The organism is Pseudomonas sp. RC4D1 (genome assembly GCF_018390395.1).
GTDB classification, from domain to species: Bacteria; Pseudomonadota; Gammaproteobacteria; order Pseudomonadales; family Pseudomonadaceae; genus Aquipseudomonas; species Aquipseudomonas danubii.
In genome coordinates this window covers 1,060,204-1,077,005 of sequence record NZ_JAHBAW010000003.1, presented here as the reverse complement: position 1 = coordinate 1,077,005, position 16,802 = coordinate 1,060,204, and the positions used below count along the sequence as shown (strand labels likewise).

The window sequence follows — 16,802 nt, the reverse complement described above, 5'->3', positions numbered from 1 at the left end:
GGTGGCCTCATGCACCTCCTTGTTCCGGTGGAACCTTGCTTGCGGATACCCAGAGGGTTTCGATGCTCAGCAGCGGTGGCTGGTTGTCCGCGGCCACCGCGCCCCGTGCCAGTTGCGCCGGATCGTCGGCGCTGAAGGCCCGCAGGGTCAGGTCGACCCGGGCGTTGCCCTGGAGCGTGACCTGTTCGGCCAGCCGCCAGCGGTCGATGGCCTGGCTGAAGGCGCTGGTGAAGGCCGGCGGGCTGTTCAGCGAGGTCGCCACCGGCAACAGCAGCGCCGCCGGCAGCACGGTGCGCGCGACCACGCCGGGCGCTGCGACCTCGTAGCTGTAGCGGCCCTCCATGCCGACCTGCACCGTGGTGCCATTGCTGCCGGCGCCCAGGGCGGCGAAAAACACCTCCAGGTAGTCGTCCAGGCTGGCGTTCGGCACCGGCAGGTTGTCCAGGGAGAAGGTGCCTTGGCTGATGTGCGGGCTGATGCTTTCGACAAAGCGCACCACCGGCGTCGAGAAGCGGAACAGCGCATTGGTCTGCAGGGTGCCGATATCCGCTGCGGGGAACAGGATGCGGTTGCGCTCCACCGACAGCGAGGCCCAGGCGTTCTGGTGGTCGAACAGGTTGAGGGCCGGCAGGCTGGTGCGGCGCTCGTCGATCAGCAGTGCGTCCGCGTAGTCGAGCCAGACGGCCGGCTGGCTGCCCTTGAGCCGGTAGCGGTAGGCGATCAGCCCCGGGTTGCTCGGATCGACCACGCTCACCGCCTCGTACTGTTGCGGGGCGATCTGCACCAGTGGCACCGGCAGGCTGACCTTGCCGAACTCTGGCAGGGTGGCGCTGATCTGCCCGCTGGCCGGATCGTAGCTGGCCGCCACCTGATTGATGCTGACATCCAGCAGCAGGGTTTCGGCCCGCTCCTGGCCATCCACCGTCACCGGTGCCAGGACCTGGCTGAAGCTGCAGGTCAGGGCCTGGGGCGCGACAAACGCCGCGGCGCTGCGCAACAGCGGCCGGGCCCAGGCATCGTAGGCCTCGGTAACTTGCTGGACGATGTAGACGAAGGCCTCCACCGCCTGTTGCGCCGCGGCAATCTGCACCGCGGTGGGTTCGCCGAAGTTGATCGCGCTGAGATTGTCCTGCATCGCCACTTCAATGCTCGGGTACACACTGACGAATTGCGCCAGGGCGGTGACCAGGCTCTTGTCGACACTGCGCAGCGCAGCATCGACGGTCGGCGTGTTGAGGGCGATGGCCACATTCAGGCTGTCCTGGGCCGTGCCGCGCACCAGTGAGTCGAAGGCGTAGGTCCACTTGCTCAGGTCCGAGACTTGCTGCGGCACCTGGGCCCAGGCCGTCGCCGTCTGCCCCTGGATGGTCGGCGGCTCGGGCAGGGCCCGCAGCAGCACCGGCAGGTTCAGGGTCTGACCGTCGGCCAGGGGCACCCGCAAGGGGCCGGAGATCAGCGAGATCCAGTTCGACTGGGTGTAGCCGCTGATGCCCGGCACGTTGCGCACGTCATGCTCCAGGTGGCTGATCTGCAGCTCCAGGTCCAGCGGCACGTAGCTTCTTGCCGCCTCGTTGCGCGAATTGAAGACAAACGCCAGGGCGCTTTCCCCAGGGGCGTCGGGCAGGCCGATACGACCGCTGCCAAAGGCATAGTTGTCGTTGCCGGCCTCCGGCGCTTCGCTGTTGCCCGCCACTTTGGCGGCGCTCGCCACCGTTGGCTGGCCGTACAACGACAGAGGCTCGCCGGTGGCGCTGCCTTGCACCGAGAAGCCGACGATGGCGGTGGTGCTGTAGGCCGAATACAACTGGTTGAGCAGGGTCTGGCGCAGCTTCTCGCCCGCCGCGGCCCGTGCCGGGCCATCCTGCGGGCCCGCCGAGAGCACCGGCTTGATGGTCGATGCAATAGCGTCGGCCAGGGTCTGCTTGGCGCTGAGGATTTTCCCCAGGTTGCCGTCCTTGAGCGGGTCCTTGCTGCCCAGCAGGGTGTCGAGCAGAAACACCGAGGGCGCGTAGGTCGGTGCGAGGAAGCCGTCGATGGCCTTGAGGGCGGTTTCGAACCACAGGTTCTGATCGACCCCGGTGAGGGTCAAGGTCACTGGATCGCCGCTCGGGAATGGCTGGTCCGGCTGGTAGTTGGGGTAGATCTGCACGCTGTCCGAGGTCAGGCTGCGGGCGATCGGCTGGGCGGCGAAGTAGCCCGGGGCCGGATCGATGCGGTAACGGATGCCGTCGTTGCCGTCGCCGAGGGCGAAGCGCGCGGCCCACAGGGTCTGGCTGCGGCCGTCCGGGGTGCTGCCCGGGTCCGCGGTGCCGCTGCCGACCCGGGTCATCCAGGCCCCGGCCCGCTGGAACAGGGCCTCGAAGGCCCGGGCGAACTGGCTGTAGCCGCTGGTGCTGGCGCTCAGCGCGTCGGGGACCGGCAGCAGGGTGCTGGTCACCGCCACGCCACCTTCCAGGCCGGCGACATCCGGCTCCACCAGCGCCGCCACCCGGCGCAGGCTGAGGGTCAGGCTCAGGGGCAGGATCGAGCCCGGAGCCAGGGCGTCGATGTCCACCGCCAGCTTCAGTTGCACCGTGGCCGGCGCGGCGGGGCGGGTGCCCTGGACCACTTGGGCGAGGTACAGGATCACCCCGTTGACGTAGTCCAGCAGCGGCTGCGCCTGGCTGTCGTCGAGTCGGCTCAGGGGCTGGGCGAACAGGCTGTTGACCAGTTCCACGCTGACCGCGCGGCCCTGGCACCAGGGCAACTGCAAATCCTTGTAGGACTGATTCAGCTGGTAGTAGATCAGGTTGAACATCCCCAGGTCCTTCTTGGCCTGCTCCTTGACGTTGTCACCGCCGGCCGGGTCATAGCTGGAAGTGTCGAGGCTCAGGCTGATCACCAGTTGCGCGCCACCGGCAACGGCTTCGTAGGTATAGAAGCTGCGGGTATTGGGCCAGGCCGACAGGGCGATCAGTCGGTCGCAGTAACGCAGCGGCAGCGGCGGGTGATTGAGGCTGCCGGGATAACCAGGCGTGGGGGCCTGGAAGGGGGTGACGGTGATGTTGCCGAAGATGTCCAGCCAGGTCAGGTTGACCTGAGCGAAGCTGCCCACGCCACGGTAGGGGTTGTCCGCGGCGCTCGGCAGCCCGGGCCGGGCCGGCACTGGCGCGGCATTGCTGGTGGCGCGCCGGGCCAGGCCAAGGGTCTGCTGGTAGCTGTACTGGCTGTCTTCGGCCAGGGCATCGAGGGCCCGGGCGCGGCTTTGCGGATCGCGCATGGCCTGGCGGTGGGCCTGGGCCTCGGGCGAGTCGACGCCACTGTCCGGCCGCTGCGGGCCGAAGGGCAGGGCCAGCTCGCTGGCGCTGAACCAGGGCGAACCGTCGAGCCCGGCGGACAGCACCGAGTACAGGTTGTACAGGTAGGCGCTGGCGTAGCCGTCCGGGTCCAGGCTTGGCGAATCCACCGGCGGCGGGTTGTTGCGCAGCACACTGAAGGCCGCGTTGCCCTGTTTGAACACCGCTTGCAGATCGAAGGTCTGGGTGTCGATGCTCAGGCTGCTGCCGACGCTGAACAGCCCGGTGACCTGCGCGGCACTCACCGCCAGGGCGTCCAGGTCAAGGCCGTAGTAGGTAGCCAGAGACTGCAGGCTGTTGCCCGGCGCCAGGCTGGCGTCGACGACATAGGTCAGGGCCGGGATGAACAGCGCCACGCCGCCGGCGGCGCTGACCCCGGGGTTGAGGTTGGCGATCTGCGTGGCGCTGATCGGTTGCAGCGCGCCCACCGAGTAGTAGCGCGCCAGGTTGTCGAGAATGCTCGCGCTCTGGCCGTTGCCGGCGCTGGCCTCGGCCGGGGTCACCAGGTGAATGATGCCGTCCACTGGCACCTGCGCCGCCTTGCTCAGCGTTACGCCGGCATTGAGCTCGGCGATGCGTCCAGTGCCGATGCCGTAGAAGGCCGCGAGGCTATCGAGGCTGTCGCCGGCGCTGGTCGGTTGGCTGCTGTCGGCGGTGGCGGCCGAACGCAGGGTCATGTGGCTGCCCTGCTGGATCACCGTGTCGGTGCTGACGAAGGCGTTGACGAAGTTGCACAGGCGGCCGTCGAGCGCGTCGCGGGGGTAGGTCACCACCAGGGTCAGGGTGGCCGTGCCGCTGTCGTCGAAGATGCTGTCGGGCAGGCCGGCGGCGGCGATCGCATCGTAATAGCTCAGGTAGTAGCCGCCGGAGCGCACGGTGGACAGTTCCCAGAGCAGCTTGACCACTTCCTCGGGCGGATTGAGGATGCCCCGCGGCCCGGCTTCTTCGGCCAGGCGCGCGGCCATCAGGGCCGGCGGCGGGTTGGTTTCGGTGGACAGGTTGGTCTGGGTCAGGAAGGCCAGGAAATCGCTGGCGGCCTGGCTCAGCAGGTTGCTGGCCTTGGCGTTGCCCTGGGGCATCAGCAGGAACTGGCCGCTGATGATCGCGCTGCCCAGCTCGCTGACCGCGATCAGCAGGCGTTCCAGCAATTGCGCGTCGGTGGCCGACGGGCCGAGCAGTTCATAGGTGTAGGACAGGTTGCTGCCGCTGCCGGCGATGGCCCCGGGTTCGGCCTGGGGCAGGCGCTTGATGGTGAAATCGACCCGGGTCGCGTAGCTGTAGGCCGGGATTTCGCGGCGGGTGGTTTCCAGGGTCGCCGGGTCGGTGGACACCTCGCACGGGGTGAACGCCGGCAGGTAGGGGATTTGCTGCGTCAGCTTCGGCAACTGCCGGGCGAGGTTGCCAACCCGCTGGTTGATCAGCTGGATCAGGCCGTCGGGCAGGGACCAGAGCATGGGTTGCACGCTGGCGCCGCCCTCGCTGCTGGCCCGCAGCCCCGGCTGACAGAGGTTGCGCAATTGCTGCAGGTCGGCGGTCGACCACAGGGACACGCTTTTCACCGCGTAGTCTTTCGGGCTGCGGGCCACGGTGGGCAGCAGCTCGATGCGCGGCGCCGGCTGGAACTTGCCTTGCCGGGCGTAGGCCAGTACCCCGCTGAGGTTGCTGTAGGCCTGATTCAGGTTCATCGAGCCGCTGCTGGCCCCGGCGATCTGCACGAACGACAGATCGACCCCGTGGCTGGTGGCGGCCCGGCTCAGGCTGATGGGCAAGTCGCTGCCGGGCAAGAGGTCGGCCGGGGTCGGGAACTGCTGCCCGGTCAACTGGTACAGGCCATAGGCGTTCTGCTGGGCGGGGTAGAGAAACGCCGGGCTCAGGCTCAGGCCGCCCATGCCCGCCGGGTTCGCCGGCAGGCGCAGGCCGTAGGCCAGAAAGCGCGAGAGCATGCCCGCCAGTTGCGACAACTGGTCGGTGGTCACCAGCAGATTCCACAGGTCCTCGGTGTACAGGCTGTTGAGTGAAGTCAGGGTGATCTGCGGCTTGTCGAACAGGGGCGCCACCCTGAAGTTGGCCGACGCCGGGTCGCTGAACAGGGCCATGGCACTGACGCCGAAGCGCGCGCCGGCGCTGTTGAGGCTGTCGCCGGCGGTGCGGTACGCCAGGTTCGGCAGCAGCAGGGGCTGGCCGGCCAGCAGTAGCCCGGGCATGGCGTAGAGCGCGCTGTCCTGGGCCAGTTGCGCCAGCGTCACGCCCAGGGCCCGGGCCAGGCCGTTGAAGGTTTCCCCGGGGCCGGTGGTGTACTGGTGGATGTCGTTGCCCACCGGCAGGCTGATCACCTGATTGGCGGCGATCACCAACGAGTTGCCATTGGCCAGGATCAGCCCCGAGGCGCTGGTGCTCCAGCGCGCCGGCACGCTGCTGTCGGACCAGGCCGCGGCGACCTTGGCCAGTGTGTCGCCGCTCTGCAGGGTGTAGGCCGGCAGCGGGATATCCAGGGTCAGGCCGTCGCTCAGGGCGACTTCGGCGTTGGGCCGGACGATGTCGTCCAGGGTCAGGTTGTTGCCGCGCAGGTCGTTGGTCCAGCTCAGGATCGCGCTGACGGAGTTGCCATTGGCCGTGGCATAGGCGTAATCGTCGAAGGCGTTCAGCGCGACCTGCAGCAGTTGCCGGCCGATGACCATGAAGGCATCGGTGAAGATCACCGCGGCCATGGATTCGCTGTCGTCCGCCGCGGCGCGCAGTGCCGGCGTCGGCGTTTCCTCGCTGGTCACCAGCGCGGCCAGCTCCTTGAACATCTGCGCGACATTGCTGCGGTAGGTGCTGTTGGTGCCCACGTAGTGGGCGAAATCCACGGTCGCGCTGCCGGCATTGGCCAGGGGCACACCCAGGGACAGACCGTCGAACACCGGAAACAGCACCGAGCCGGCTTGCAGTACCTGCTGGATCTGCGCCTGGTTGGTGGCGTCGGGCAGGGTGATGCTGACCTCGAAGGACGACAGGAAGGTCAGCAGCTCGCTGATGCCGAACGGCGGGTTGGCCAGGTCGGCCAGGCGTTTGATGTCCTCCTCGAGCATGGCCTTGTCCACCAAAGTGCCGAGGATGTCGGCCAGGGTGTCCTGCTCGCTGCTGGCCGAGCCCAGGCTGCCCACCAGCCAGGGCAGGTAGTCGGCACACAGGCGTTCGAAGCTGCTGTTGCCGGCGCTGTCGGCCGAGGCCCGGGTCGGCGAGGGCGCGTCCATGGTCAGCAGGAACACGAAGGCTCCTTGCTGGTCGGCGTAGTCGCTGGCGCCCTCGTTGCACAGCACGGTGAATTGCGGCGTGGCGTAGAGGTTCAGCAGCGGTTTGCCGGCGGCGCGCAGCAGCGTCATCGGTTGCGGCGTGGTGGCCCGCCGCGCACTGGCCAGCTGGACATGGCGGGCCTGGCGCGCCAGCAGCAGGCCGGGTTCGGCCCAGGGCGCCGGGCCGCTCTCGATGGCGTTGATCTCGAAGCGCGCCGAGACGTCGGCATGGAAGGAAAAACTGATGCTGAAGCTGAACAGGCCGAGGTCGATCTTGACCTTGACGCTGACCTCCACCGTGGCCCGGGCGGCAATTGGAATCGGCTTGTAGCTCTCGTAGGTCAGGGACAGCGACAGGGTGATGCGCACGTTGACCGCGGCCGAGATGATGGCGAAGTCGATGCTGCCGTAGAGCAGGCCGATGACCCCGACCGTGCCCTGGATCTTGAAGTAGTAGTCGTCCTGCACGCTCTTGCCGGCCGGCACCAGGGCGGTGGACGGACGATAGGCGTGGAAGGCGGCGATGGTGCCTTCCAGGATGCCGAACACGGTCAGGGCGAAACCGGCCTTGAGCGGCCCCTTGACGAAGTTGTAGCCCAGGCCCAGCTGCAGGCCGAGACCGAAGACGATCACCGGGTCGAAGGTGCCCTGGGTGGTTTTCGGCACCTGGGTGGCGGTCACCGACGACAGCTTGCCCAGGTAGAAACCGCCGGCGCCGAGCACCGGCACGCCGTAGACGATCGCGGAAATCGAGAACGAGCGGGTGAAGTCCAGGTTGTAGGGAAAACCGATGTCGATGAAGAAGTCGCCGTTGGTGTAGATCTTCACCCCGATCTCCGGCAGCACGATGGACACCGCGCCGAAGTTGAGGTTGCGGATGCTGTCGGGGAAGGTCCATTCGATCTGGTACACGCCGACGTCGTCGGTGATCTTCTTGTACAGGATGTCCAGCACTAGGTTGCCCAGGGCCTTGGCTTTCTCCCCGGCCAGGGCCAGGCGCAGGCCATAGAGGTTGGGGTCGTTGAACACCAGCATCAGGTCGACGGTCCAGTCCTTGCCGGTCTTGAGCAGCAACAGTTGCCCGGCGATCAGCCAGTCGCTGTTGCGGTTGTAGTAGGGCACGCCCTTGCTGCCGCTGTCGCTGGGGTTCAGCGGGTTGGTGTAACCGGTAGTCGACGGCACGTCCTTCAGGGCGTCGATCACCGCCTTGGTGTTGGCAAAGCTGTCGTAGCCGCTGATGGCCACCCGCTGGCCGAGGACCAGCAGCGGCAGGCTGAAGTAGTCCGTGCCCTGGCCCGGCACCGTCGGCAGCTTGTCCACTGGCTGGCCTTTGCTCGGGTCCAGCAGGTTGCTCCAGTCCTGCTGCTCCTGGGGGTTGTTGCCCTTGAACACCGAAGAACCATCGATGCCCAGGGTGATCTTGTCCACGCCATTGACCTTTTTGCGCTCGAACACTAGGCCGTCGATGCTCATGAACCCCAGGTCGATCTTGCTCGCCAGGGTGTACTTGGCGCTGATGCTCGGCACGCTACTGCCGCTGCTGTTTTCCAGGTTGATGATCAGCGACAGGCCGTCGAGGGAAATCTGGTTGAGCACGTCCCAGGGCGAGCTCAGGGTGAAATACGGGTCGCTCAGCGATTGCATGAGTTTCTGGATCAGCCGGCCCAGGCTCCAGTTCTTCAGGGTGAAGGTCAGGGCCTTTTTGTCGACCTGATAAACCGCCGTCAGGCCTTCCCAGGACAGGGTCAGCTGGGCGTTGCTGCCCTGGTTGTCGGGGGCGAAGCTGTAGCCCAGCAGCACGCTGTCGTTGAGAAAGCTGAAATCCCACAGGGTGGTGGCGCTGCCGCTGTACTGCTGGTTCGCCGGCTTGCTGGCGTCGTAGCTCAGGCTCAGGGTGGCCAGGGTGTCGACGCTGAAGGCCTGGCCCAGGTTGAAGGTCCAGCGCAGGCTGCCGGCCACCGTGTAGCTGTCGAGCGGGGTGTTGCCGGTGCTCAGGCTGGCGTCCACCTCCAGGGTGTTGACCAGCAGTTGGCCGGGCAGGAAATCCGGAAAGCTGAAGGTCCCGCCGAAGCTGAGGAACTGGCTGACCAGCTGTTGCACGTCCACCGGCTGCGCCAGTTGCGCGGCGACTTGCCAGGTGGCCGGGGTCTTGCTGCCGTCGTAGTCGAGGCTGGCGTTGGCGAAATACGGACCGATGCCGACCAGGCCACCGATCCCCGCCTGGTAGGTGGTCACCGCCGGGGCATTGTTGCCGCTGGCGCTGGTGGGCGTGGTGGCCTTGATGTACAGCTGGCCGTCGGTGACCGAGAGAATCGGCTTGCCAGCGACGCTGAACAGGTTCAGGTCGAGCTCGAAACCGGCGTTGAAGGCGTAGCTCTTGGCACCCACATCCAGGCTCAGGCCGACGTCGGACAGCGAGGCGTCGACGAAACTCTTGGGGATGCGGATCAACTGAGCGGTCAAGGTGGCGATCAGGTCATTGAGGTTGGCCGTGCCGTCGAAGCGCGCCAGCAGTTGCAGGTCGGAATTGAACTGGACAAAGAACAGGCCGTTTTCGTCCGCGGTCTTGCCCTTGAACACCTCGGGCAACAACAGGAAGCGGGTCTGGAACAGAAAGCTCTGGGCGTTGCCCTCGGGCAGGAAGTTGATCCCCCACACCAGTTCGAAATCGGTGACGCCGAACACCAGCTGGTTGGTCGGGTCCTGCAGGGGCACCCAGGGATGCTCGAGATTGATCACCGTGGGGTCGGCGCCCAGGGTCACGCTGGCGGTGCTCAGGGCCAGTTTCGGGCGGGTGACGCCACTCAGGGCCAGGCTGCGCAGGCCGATTCCGGAGAGAAACTGTTGCAGCACCGGTGGCGTGCCGCTGAAGAAGCTGCCGTTGTTGTCCAACAGGCCGATGATGGTCGCCGGGGTCAGCAGGGCGCTGCCGTCATCGCTGTGGCCGAGGTAGAAATTGAAGGCGCTGCCGTTGTTGATCTGGGCCAGGGCGCGCATCTGGTAGTCGACGGACTTGCCGTTCTGGTCGGTGAGGCTCAGGTTGAGGCCGAAATACAGGCTGACCTGCTGGTCGTAGAAGGCTTCGGCCGGGTCTTCGCCGTCCTGCAGTTCCGGCGGGCCGATGATCAGGCCGAACACCGGGGTATCGACGTTCAGGTACAGCAGCTTCAGGCCGCCGCTGACGTTGAGGAACGGCGCCTGCAAAGTGGTGGTGGGCATGAACACCTCGACCCCGTCGACCTTGGCGAAGTCCATGCTGCCGGTAAAGGGCAGGGCCAGGGTCGGGAATCCCAGGTTCTGCACCACCGCGACCGCGGTGCTGAGCTGGGTCGGCGGCGTCAGCTGGGCGGCGAAGCCCTGGCGTGGCCCCTGGCTGGCCTTGAAGGTGAAGACCGCGTTGCTGATTCCGGTCCACTTGAAGGGAATGCCGGTGGCGAAGCTCGACAGGTCGGCCCAGGTCCAGCTGGCCGGGGTGGTGACGATTTCCAGGCTCAGGCTCTGGGCCCCGACAGCGCCCGTGAGGCCGAAGGTCAGTACCAGCCCCTGCTGGATGTCCTGTTGCAGGAAGCGCGCGCTGACCCCGGTGACCTTGAAGGTCTGGGTGGCGGGGTTCAGCGGCTGCACGCTCTGCGCGGTGAGGTTGACCGTGAGCCCGGCGACTGGCGACTGGAAGGCCGCCTTGAGGTCGTTGTCCAGGGTGGCGGACACGCTGACCGTGGCGTCCGCCAGGCCGGCGATCAGGTAGTCGCGGGTGAGGACGATCGGCGCGCCGGCATCGCCGGTCAGGGCCGCGGCGAGGTTGCTCAGGGGGCTGTTGGCCATCTGTCTTCTCCTTGTTCAGACCGTCACAAACAGGGCCAGGTGATCGCTGGTGGAGCGGATGTGCCCCAGGTTGCGCCAGCCGCGGTAGCGTTGCCGATCGCCCGCGGCGAATGCCGGGGCGGGGGCGGGGGGCGCCGGGATCCAGGCGAGCGGCGGCGCCTGGAAATCGCTGGCCATGGCCACCAGGCCCATGGGCGCACCGCCGGGCGCGGGGTTGACCACGTTCAGCGGCACCCCGACCACGGTGTTGGCGATGGTGAAATTGCCCGCTGCGCCGCCGCGCACCAGGATGTTGTCGATGGAATACAGGCTGCTGCTGTTGGACGAACCGATGTAGCGGTAGCCCGGATAGGGCACGGCCCCGGCGTTGGTCGACCAGAAGATGCTCGCGTTGCGACTGCGCAGGTGGGTGGCGAAGTAGCCGGTGTAGGCCTCCAGCGCCGGCGGCGGGGCCAGGGCCGGAGGTTGCAGTTGCAGGCCGTAGCCCAGGGCGGTGAGGGCGCCATAACGCCCCGGATCGTTGCCGTTCTGGCTCAACAGGTTGACGTTGAAGTCGCCGGTGATGATCCGGGTTTCCAGCGCGCCCAGGGCGGCGCTGATGTCGCGCACATTGGCCAGGGCGTTGAGGTAGGCGTTGGCCGCGACATATTGCGGCGGCGAGTGGATGGCGAACAGCGTGAGGTTGCGCTGCACCACCTCCGGTGGGCCGTCGACGGTTTCGCAGAAGGTCACCATGTAGGGTTCGCGCAAGCCGCCGTAGTTGATCGCGGCGCCGAAATTGTCGACGAACGCGACCCGCGCCGCGCAGCGGCTCTCGTTGAGGTTGCCCGGGTTCAGCGCCGTGGGCGGAATGGCCCGGTTGGGCACGCTGAAGCAGGTCTGGGTCTGCAACGCCGGGTAGTTGCCAGCGGCCGGCGGGGCCAGCACCTGGGGGTTGAAGCTGATGCCATTGCCCGCCGGCGACCAGGCGTTGGGACCGGTGAACAAGCGCTTGCCCGCCGCCACGCCGCCGCCCGCCGGGATCACCGGCTTGTAGAACACCGCGACGCCCTCGGCGCGCCCGGCCTGGCCGACCACCAGGGGCGGCACCAGGTTCCAGGGCACGCCGGTCTGGTTGCGGATGCGCAGCAGCAGTTCGGCGCAGCCCTGCCAGCCGCCGGTGGGGGAAATCAGCGATCCGGGGCCATGGCTCGGACCGCTGGCCGTCTCCACCACGACGAAGATGTCCGGGTTGAACGCGGTGATATGGGCCAGGATCAGGGCCAGTCGGTCGGCGGCGTCAAGGTCGGGAATCAGGGCGCCGTTGCGATCGCGCTTGGTGCTCAGCGGGCGGATCTTGTTGTAGCCGAAGCTCTCGATGTTCCAGTACAGGACCCGAGTCATGGCGTCACCTCCGATGGTCCGGTCAATGCCGGTTGCGTGGACTGGCCCGACTCCACGGCGAGCAGGCTGGCGGTCTTGCTCTGCGGGTCTTTGACGTAGGCGGCGTACCAGCCCAGGCTGCCGGAGGATTGCGGGTCGCCGAACAGGAAGAACTGCAGGGTGGCGCCCGGCGGCAACTTGGCGATGCCGAGGATCTTGATGCCGATATCGGTCAGTTGCAGGTTGAAGAACCTGGCCTGGGTGTCGGTCTGACCGGGGATGGTCTGGTACAGCAGTTTGATCGGCCCGGTGGAGACCTTGATGATGCCCTGCAGGGAAAACACGCTGGCCGACGGCGCGGCGCCGGGCAGGCTGAGGCCGACAAAAAGCATTGGGCTGGCGTCGCTGCTCTTGCTGCCGGGCGACCAGGCGATCAGCAGGTCGGACTCGAAACCGGTGCCCGACACCAGGGACCCGGGGGAGCCCATGGTGACCTTGTAGACGATGCCCGACCAGGCGCCCGACAGCGCCTTGAGCGCCAGGTCCTGCGGCAACACCGGGAGGAAGCCATAGTCCGCGGGCTTTTTCTGCGCCGGTGCCTGGATGAACTGCTTGAGCTGCAGGGTGAAGCCCTTGTACAGACTCTGTCCGCGCACCTGGCTGGTGGCCGGGTCGAACCCGAGGTTGTCGGGGTTGAAGGCAAAACCCACGGCATTGGGCGTGGCGCTGGGAAAGGCCATGGCGATTTCCAGGTTGGTGTAGGCCAGGCCCTGGTTGCTCGGGCTGCCGTCGGCGCTGCCGAAGGACAGCAGGTCGAAGGGCCCGTCCGAGGTCTTGAGCAGGGTGAAATCCAGCTTGCCCCAGAGCAGAAAGCGGCTGGCGGTGGTGACCCCGCCGTCCGGGCTGCCCAGGGTGTTGAACTGAATGCGGTTGACCGAGGCGGCCGGCAGCACGTTGCTGTCGAGGTTGAACAGGTAGCTCTGGCTCTGCTCGAACACGTAGGTGGTGGTGTCGTTCTGTTGCAGGGCGCTGCCGTCGAGCACCATGGCGTTCACCGCGCTGGGCTGGCCGGCGCGCAGGGTGGCGCGGATCGGCGAGCCGAACAGCAGGTCCAGGCTCAGCTGGATGCGGCTGTTGAAGGTCACCAGCCGCGATTGGCGGAACAGCGCCTGCAACTGCAGGACACTGAAGGCGTAACCATTGCTGGTGCTCAGGGCCACCGGCATGTCCGGGGCCGCGCCGTTGGCCTGGGCCTGCTCATAGGCGGGGTTCTGGTAGTCGATCAGGCCGAACAGGGTGGAGATGCCCTGGATATCCAGGGTGTCGCCCTGTTGGCTGATGCGGCTGACACTGGCGCCAAAATGGTGGGCCAGGAAGCGGCTGTAGTCGATGCCGGCGGCGATGCCGGCCAGCTGCTCGGGCAGGCTGTCCAGGGGCAGGTCGGCGTTGAGCACCATGAAGCCGTTCCAGGCTGGGTCGCTGACCTGGGCGACGAAGTCGGCGTAGAGGCTGTCGGGGCTGGCCGCGGCCTTGGCTTCTGCGACAGCGATGAAGTCCTGCAGCCACTGGGACAGACCGGTGTAGGCCAGGGTTTCCAGGCCCGGCGCGAGGTCCGCGGTTTTCGAGAACGTCTCGGGCATGGTCCAGCGATTGGGGTTGTCGATGCGCTCCTTCAGGCTGCCGGCGCAGTACTTCATGATCAGCACATTGCGGTAGCTGGTGGTTTGCACACCGACGCCGATGTTGGCGATAAAGCGCCAGTCGGCGATGTCCATGCGGTTGCTGAAGCTTGCGCCCTGGGTGAAGAACGGCAGCGGATTGACCCCCACCAGAAACAGCTGGTTGGTCTGCAAAGCCTCGTGCAGGGCCTCGCTGGGCTGCACGAAGGCAAAGTCCAGCGGCCCCTGGGTGGATGGCGAGCGGGCCAGCAGCACCTTGGCGTAGCCGACGCCGTCGGCGTCCAGGTCCACCAGCAGGCCTTGTGGAGTGGTCGCCCGATTGGGTTGTGCCGCGTCGGCGGTCAGCAGCCGTTGCAGGCGCCGGGCCCGCGCGGCTTGTTTGCCCGGCAGGGTCGCGGCGCTGATCAGGCTCTTGCGCGAGGCGGCGAGGATCTCGCTTTCAAACTGGGTCAGGTTGAGGCTGGCGTTGCTGCTGACCCCCGCGTAGGGCACCAGCGGGAAAGCAAACCCGGCGTCCTGGGGCAGGGGTGTGCTCGGCGCGGCCGGGGCCAGCAGCGGTGTGGCGCCGTTGCTGCGGCTCTGGCCATAGAGCGGGCTGCCGTCGGGCTGGGCGCTGTAGGCCGGGGTGGAGGCGCCGGCCACCAGGCTGCACCAGGAGGTCCGGTGCGCGTTGTTCAGCAGGGCGCTGACCGCGCCACTGGTGGGCGTGACCAGGCTGCTGGTCTGGAACGGAAACACCGGGGCATAGGCCGGTTGCGCCGCCAACAGGCGCAAGCGGTCGTTGTCTTGCGGGCTCAGGGAAGAGTTGTAGGCGGTAAAGCTCAGCCACTCGGTGCCGAAGATCCCGCACAGCAGGTTCTGCCCGGCGCTGGCGGCCGGCAGGCTCAAGCCAAAGTCGCCGGCCAGCGTCAGGCTGTAGCTGCCGCCTTGGGCACAGAACACCAGGCTGGCGGCATAGGGCCGGGGCCAACCGTTGGCGTCCAGGCCATTGAGCGGGATCAGGCTGATCGGGTTGCCGGCGGTGCTGCGCCACTGGCTGGGCAACGCGGTCGTGCCGGTGTTGGCGAAGCTCATGGCAGTACGGATCAGACCGGCGGCCAGTTGCGCCGCGGCGATGTTCTGATTGAGCGGGTCCAGCGGGTCGAGCACGCCGCCCATGGTCAGTTTGGCGGGCATGCCGTTGGGGTTGAACACCGGGTAATTGAGCACGCTCTGGCCGCCTGTGGTGTTGGCCACATAGGTAAAGCCGGTCGGGAAATACTTGAGGGCGGGCTGGCTGCTGTAAGTCAAGGCGTAGGTCAGGCTGCCGGCCTGATTGCCGTCCAGGGGCACGTAGGCCAGCGGCTGTTGCGGCGGTGTCAGCTGCAGGCCGCTGTCGGCCGCCAGCTTGTCGATCAAGCCCATGGTGATGCCGGCATTGGATTTGAGGCGCAGGGCGTTGAAGTCCGGGTCGTATTTGACGTAGGTGCCGAAGTTGATAAAGAACGTCAGGCGATCGCCAAGCTGCAGGTTGAGGTTGTTCTGCACCTGGCTGGGGGCCGTCACGCTGATGCGCAGGCCGTAGCTGTTGAAGGCCTGAGGCGCCGGCAGGCTGGAGCCGGGCAGCCACAGCAGCGCGCGGCCGACGAAGTTGCGCTGGTCGACGGCGAATAGAAAGTCGTACAGGGCGTTGACGAATGCCGTGGGGTCGCTGCGCAGGGCGGCCGGTTCGCTGGGGGCGAACAGGTAATGGCCGGCATATTTGTCGAAGGCGTCGGCCGGGCTCAGGCTGGCCGGCAGGCTCCCGGGCGCGGTGCCTTTGGGCATGACATAACCGCGCCAGCCATAGCCGCTGGCATCCGGCAGGGCGTAGGCGGCGCTGTGGGCGATCTGCTGATAGTCGGACGTGCTGGTCATGTCTATCCCCTGCAATTGTCGGCGCGGCCACGGATCCACGACCAGTCGGCGACGCTGCCGACGTAGTGGTTCGGTGGGTTGTGACCGGACTGGAAAGTGCCATCCAGGCTGAGCTGCCCTTGCTGCTCCTGGGTGGCGGGACGAAAGTCCAGGAGTCCGCCCTCGATGCGCACCGGCCCGACGCTGGACTGTCGCAGGCTCACCGGGGTGGCGGTGGCCATGAGGGTGTAGCGGTCGATCAGATCGCTGGCGTAATAGAAACTCACCTGGGCGGTCAGCGCGTTGCTGCTGTCGGCCTTGTAGGGGTCCAGCAGTTCCACGATCACCTGCAGGTCCGGCAGCAAGGGCTGGCGGTAGCGGGCCAGGACGCTGGTGATCGGGCTCTGCCAGCGGATCAGGTCGCCACGATAGGCCTGGGTCACGGGTTTACCGCTGTCGCGCAGGTTCTCGATGGTGAAGTCGGCCAGCAGGTGCGAAGTGTTGGGCGGTGCGCAGAAAAAGGCGCCCAGGCTGCCCCAGACTCGCTGGCCATCGCCGTTGGCCAGATTGAAGTCGGCGGTGGGAGCGGCGGCGGTCATGTTCAAGTCGGTCAGGGCGGCGTTGCCCAGGGAAACCTGGGCATTGACCCGGGCTTCGTTGCTGTCCACCACCAGCACGAACAACACCGGACCGACCTGGCGATTGACCTTCATCCCGGGCAGCAGCACGGGGCCCGGTACGCAAGGATCATTGGTGGTGGCAGAGGAGGAGGGCGAGAGGTCGACGCAATCCGCGGCTGGCGCGATGGCATCGCTGCTGGAAAGGGCCTGGTCGTGGCTGCTGGATACCGTTGGCAAGCGGCTGCCGGTGGTCATCAGCCACATTGCAGTCGCCAGGATCGCGCCGAGGGTTGCCCAGAGAATCCGGGTGTAGAGCATCCGTTGCCTGGTCACGCGAGGGTACCGTCCATGTCCCATATTGCATGAAGCAAAGCCGGCGCCATGCCGGCTTCGCAAATGGGCTCCGGCCTAGGAGCCCGAGTCGATCACGACAGGGTGAAGGTCCCGATGTTGGTGTTGTTGAACGGTGTTTCCGAGCCGCTGTCGATAATCACCCCGGTGAACAGGATGCTGAACGCCGAACCCACGTTCTGCAGTTTGACCTGGGCACCCTTGCGCAGGATGACCGGGCCGGCGGAGGTGTCAGCGCTGAGAGTCTGGACAGTTGCGGTGTTGTTGACCTGGGTGGCCCACAGCAGGTTGTTCTGATAGCTGAAGGTCACTTTGGTGGTCTGGTTGGGGTCGCCGTTGTAGGTCGCGGTGGACTGGCTGTTGATGGTCAGGGGGGTGGTGACGGTGTTTACCGAGGTGAAGGCGTTCATGTTGAATATCCTTTTCGTGTGTTGGGCATGATTCAGCTGGCTGAACCGGGTGAGAGTCTAGGTGTGCTTCTTG

At 66.7% G+C, this 16,802-nt stretch carries 5 protein-coding genes; all 5 read right to left on the bottom strand.

The window, feature by feature from the left end; genetic code table 11:
• Positions 1–7: 7 nt before the first annotated feature.
• Positions 8–10,432 (bottom strand): hypothetical protein, encoded by a 10,425-nt coding sequence (locus tag KHO49_RS29620; protein ID WP_213666384.1) that lies wholly within the window; start codon positions 10,430–10,432, stop codon positions 8–10.
• A gap of 15 nt (positions 10,433–10,447) precedes the next feature.
• Positions 10,448–11,815 (bottom strand): hypothetical protein, encoded by a 1,368-nt coding sequence (locus tag KHO49_RS29615; protein WP_213666383.1) that lies wholly within the window; start codon positions 11,813–11,815, stop codon positions 10,448–10,450.
• On the bottom strand, positions 11,812–15,369 hold the full coding sequence (locus KHO49_RS29610) for a hypothetical protein (protein WP_213666382.1): 3,558 nt from the start codon (positions 15,367–15,369) through the stop codon (positions 11,812–11,814). Before KHO49_RS29610 ends, KHO49_RS29615 begins: the two co-directional genes overlap by 4 nt.
• Before the next feature lie 2 nt (positions 15,370–15,371).
• The gene (locus KHO49_RS29605) at positions 15,372–16,301 is read right to left on the bottom strand and encodes a hypothetical protein (protein ID WP_213666381.1); all 930 of its coding nucleotides are present in this window, start codon (positions 16,299–16,301) and stop codon (positions 15,372–15,374) included.
• A 92-nt stretch (positions 16,302–16,393) separates the two neighbouring features.
• Positions 16,394–16,729 carry a hypothetical protein gene (locus tag KHO49_RS29600; protein ID WP_102879333.1) on the bottom strand — a complete coding sequence of 112 codons (336 nt, stop codon included), beginning with the start codon at positions 16,727–16,729 and terminating at the stop codon, positions 16,394–16,396.
• Positions 16,730–16,802: the final 73 nt, after the last annotated feature.

What these genes read in the sequence shown, in the direction of transcription:
- KHO49_RS29615 (WP_213666383.1), bottom strand. Translation starts at nt 11,815, where the DNA reads ATGACTCGGGTCCTGTACTGGAACATCGAGAGCTTCGGCTACAACAAG.
- KHO49_RS29620 (WP_213666384.1), bottom strand. Translation starts at nt 10,432, where the DNA reads ATGGCCAACAGCCCCCTGAGCAACCTCGCCGCGGCCCTGACCGGCGAT.
- KHO49_RS29600 (WP_102879333.1), bottom strand. Translation starts at nt 16,729, where the DNA reads ATGAACGCCTTCACCTCGGTAAACACCGTCACCACCCCCCTGACCATC.
- KHO49_RS29610 (WP_213666382.1), bottom strand. Translation starts at nt 15,369, where the DNA reads ATGACCAGCACGTCCGACTATCAGCAGATCGCCCACAGCGCCGCCTAC.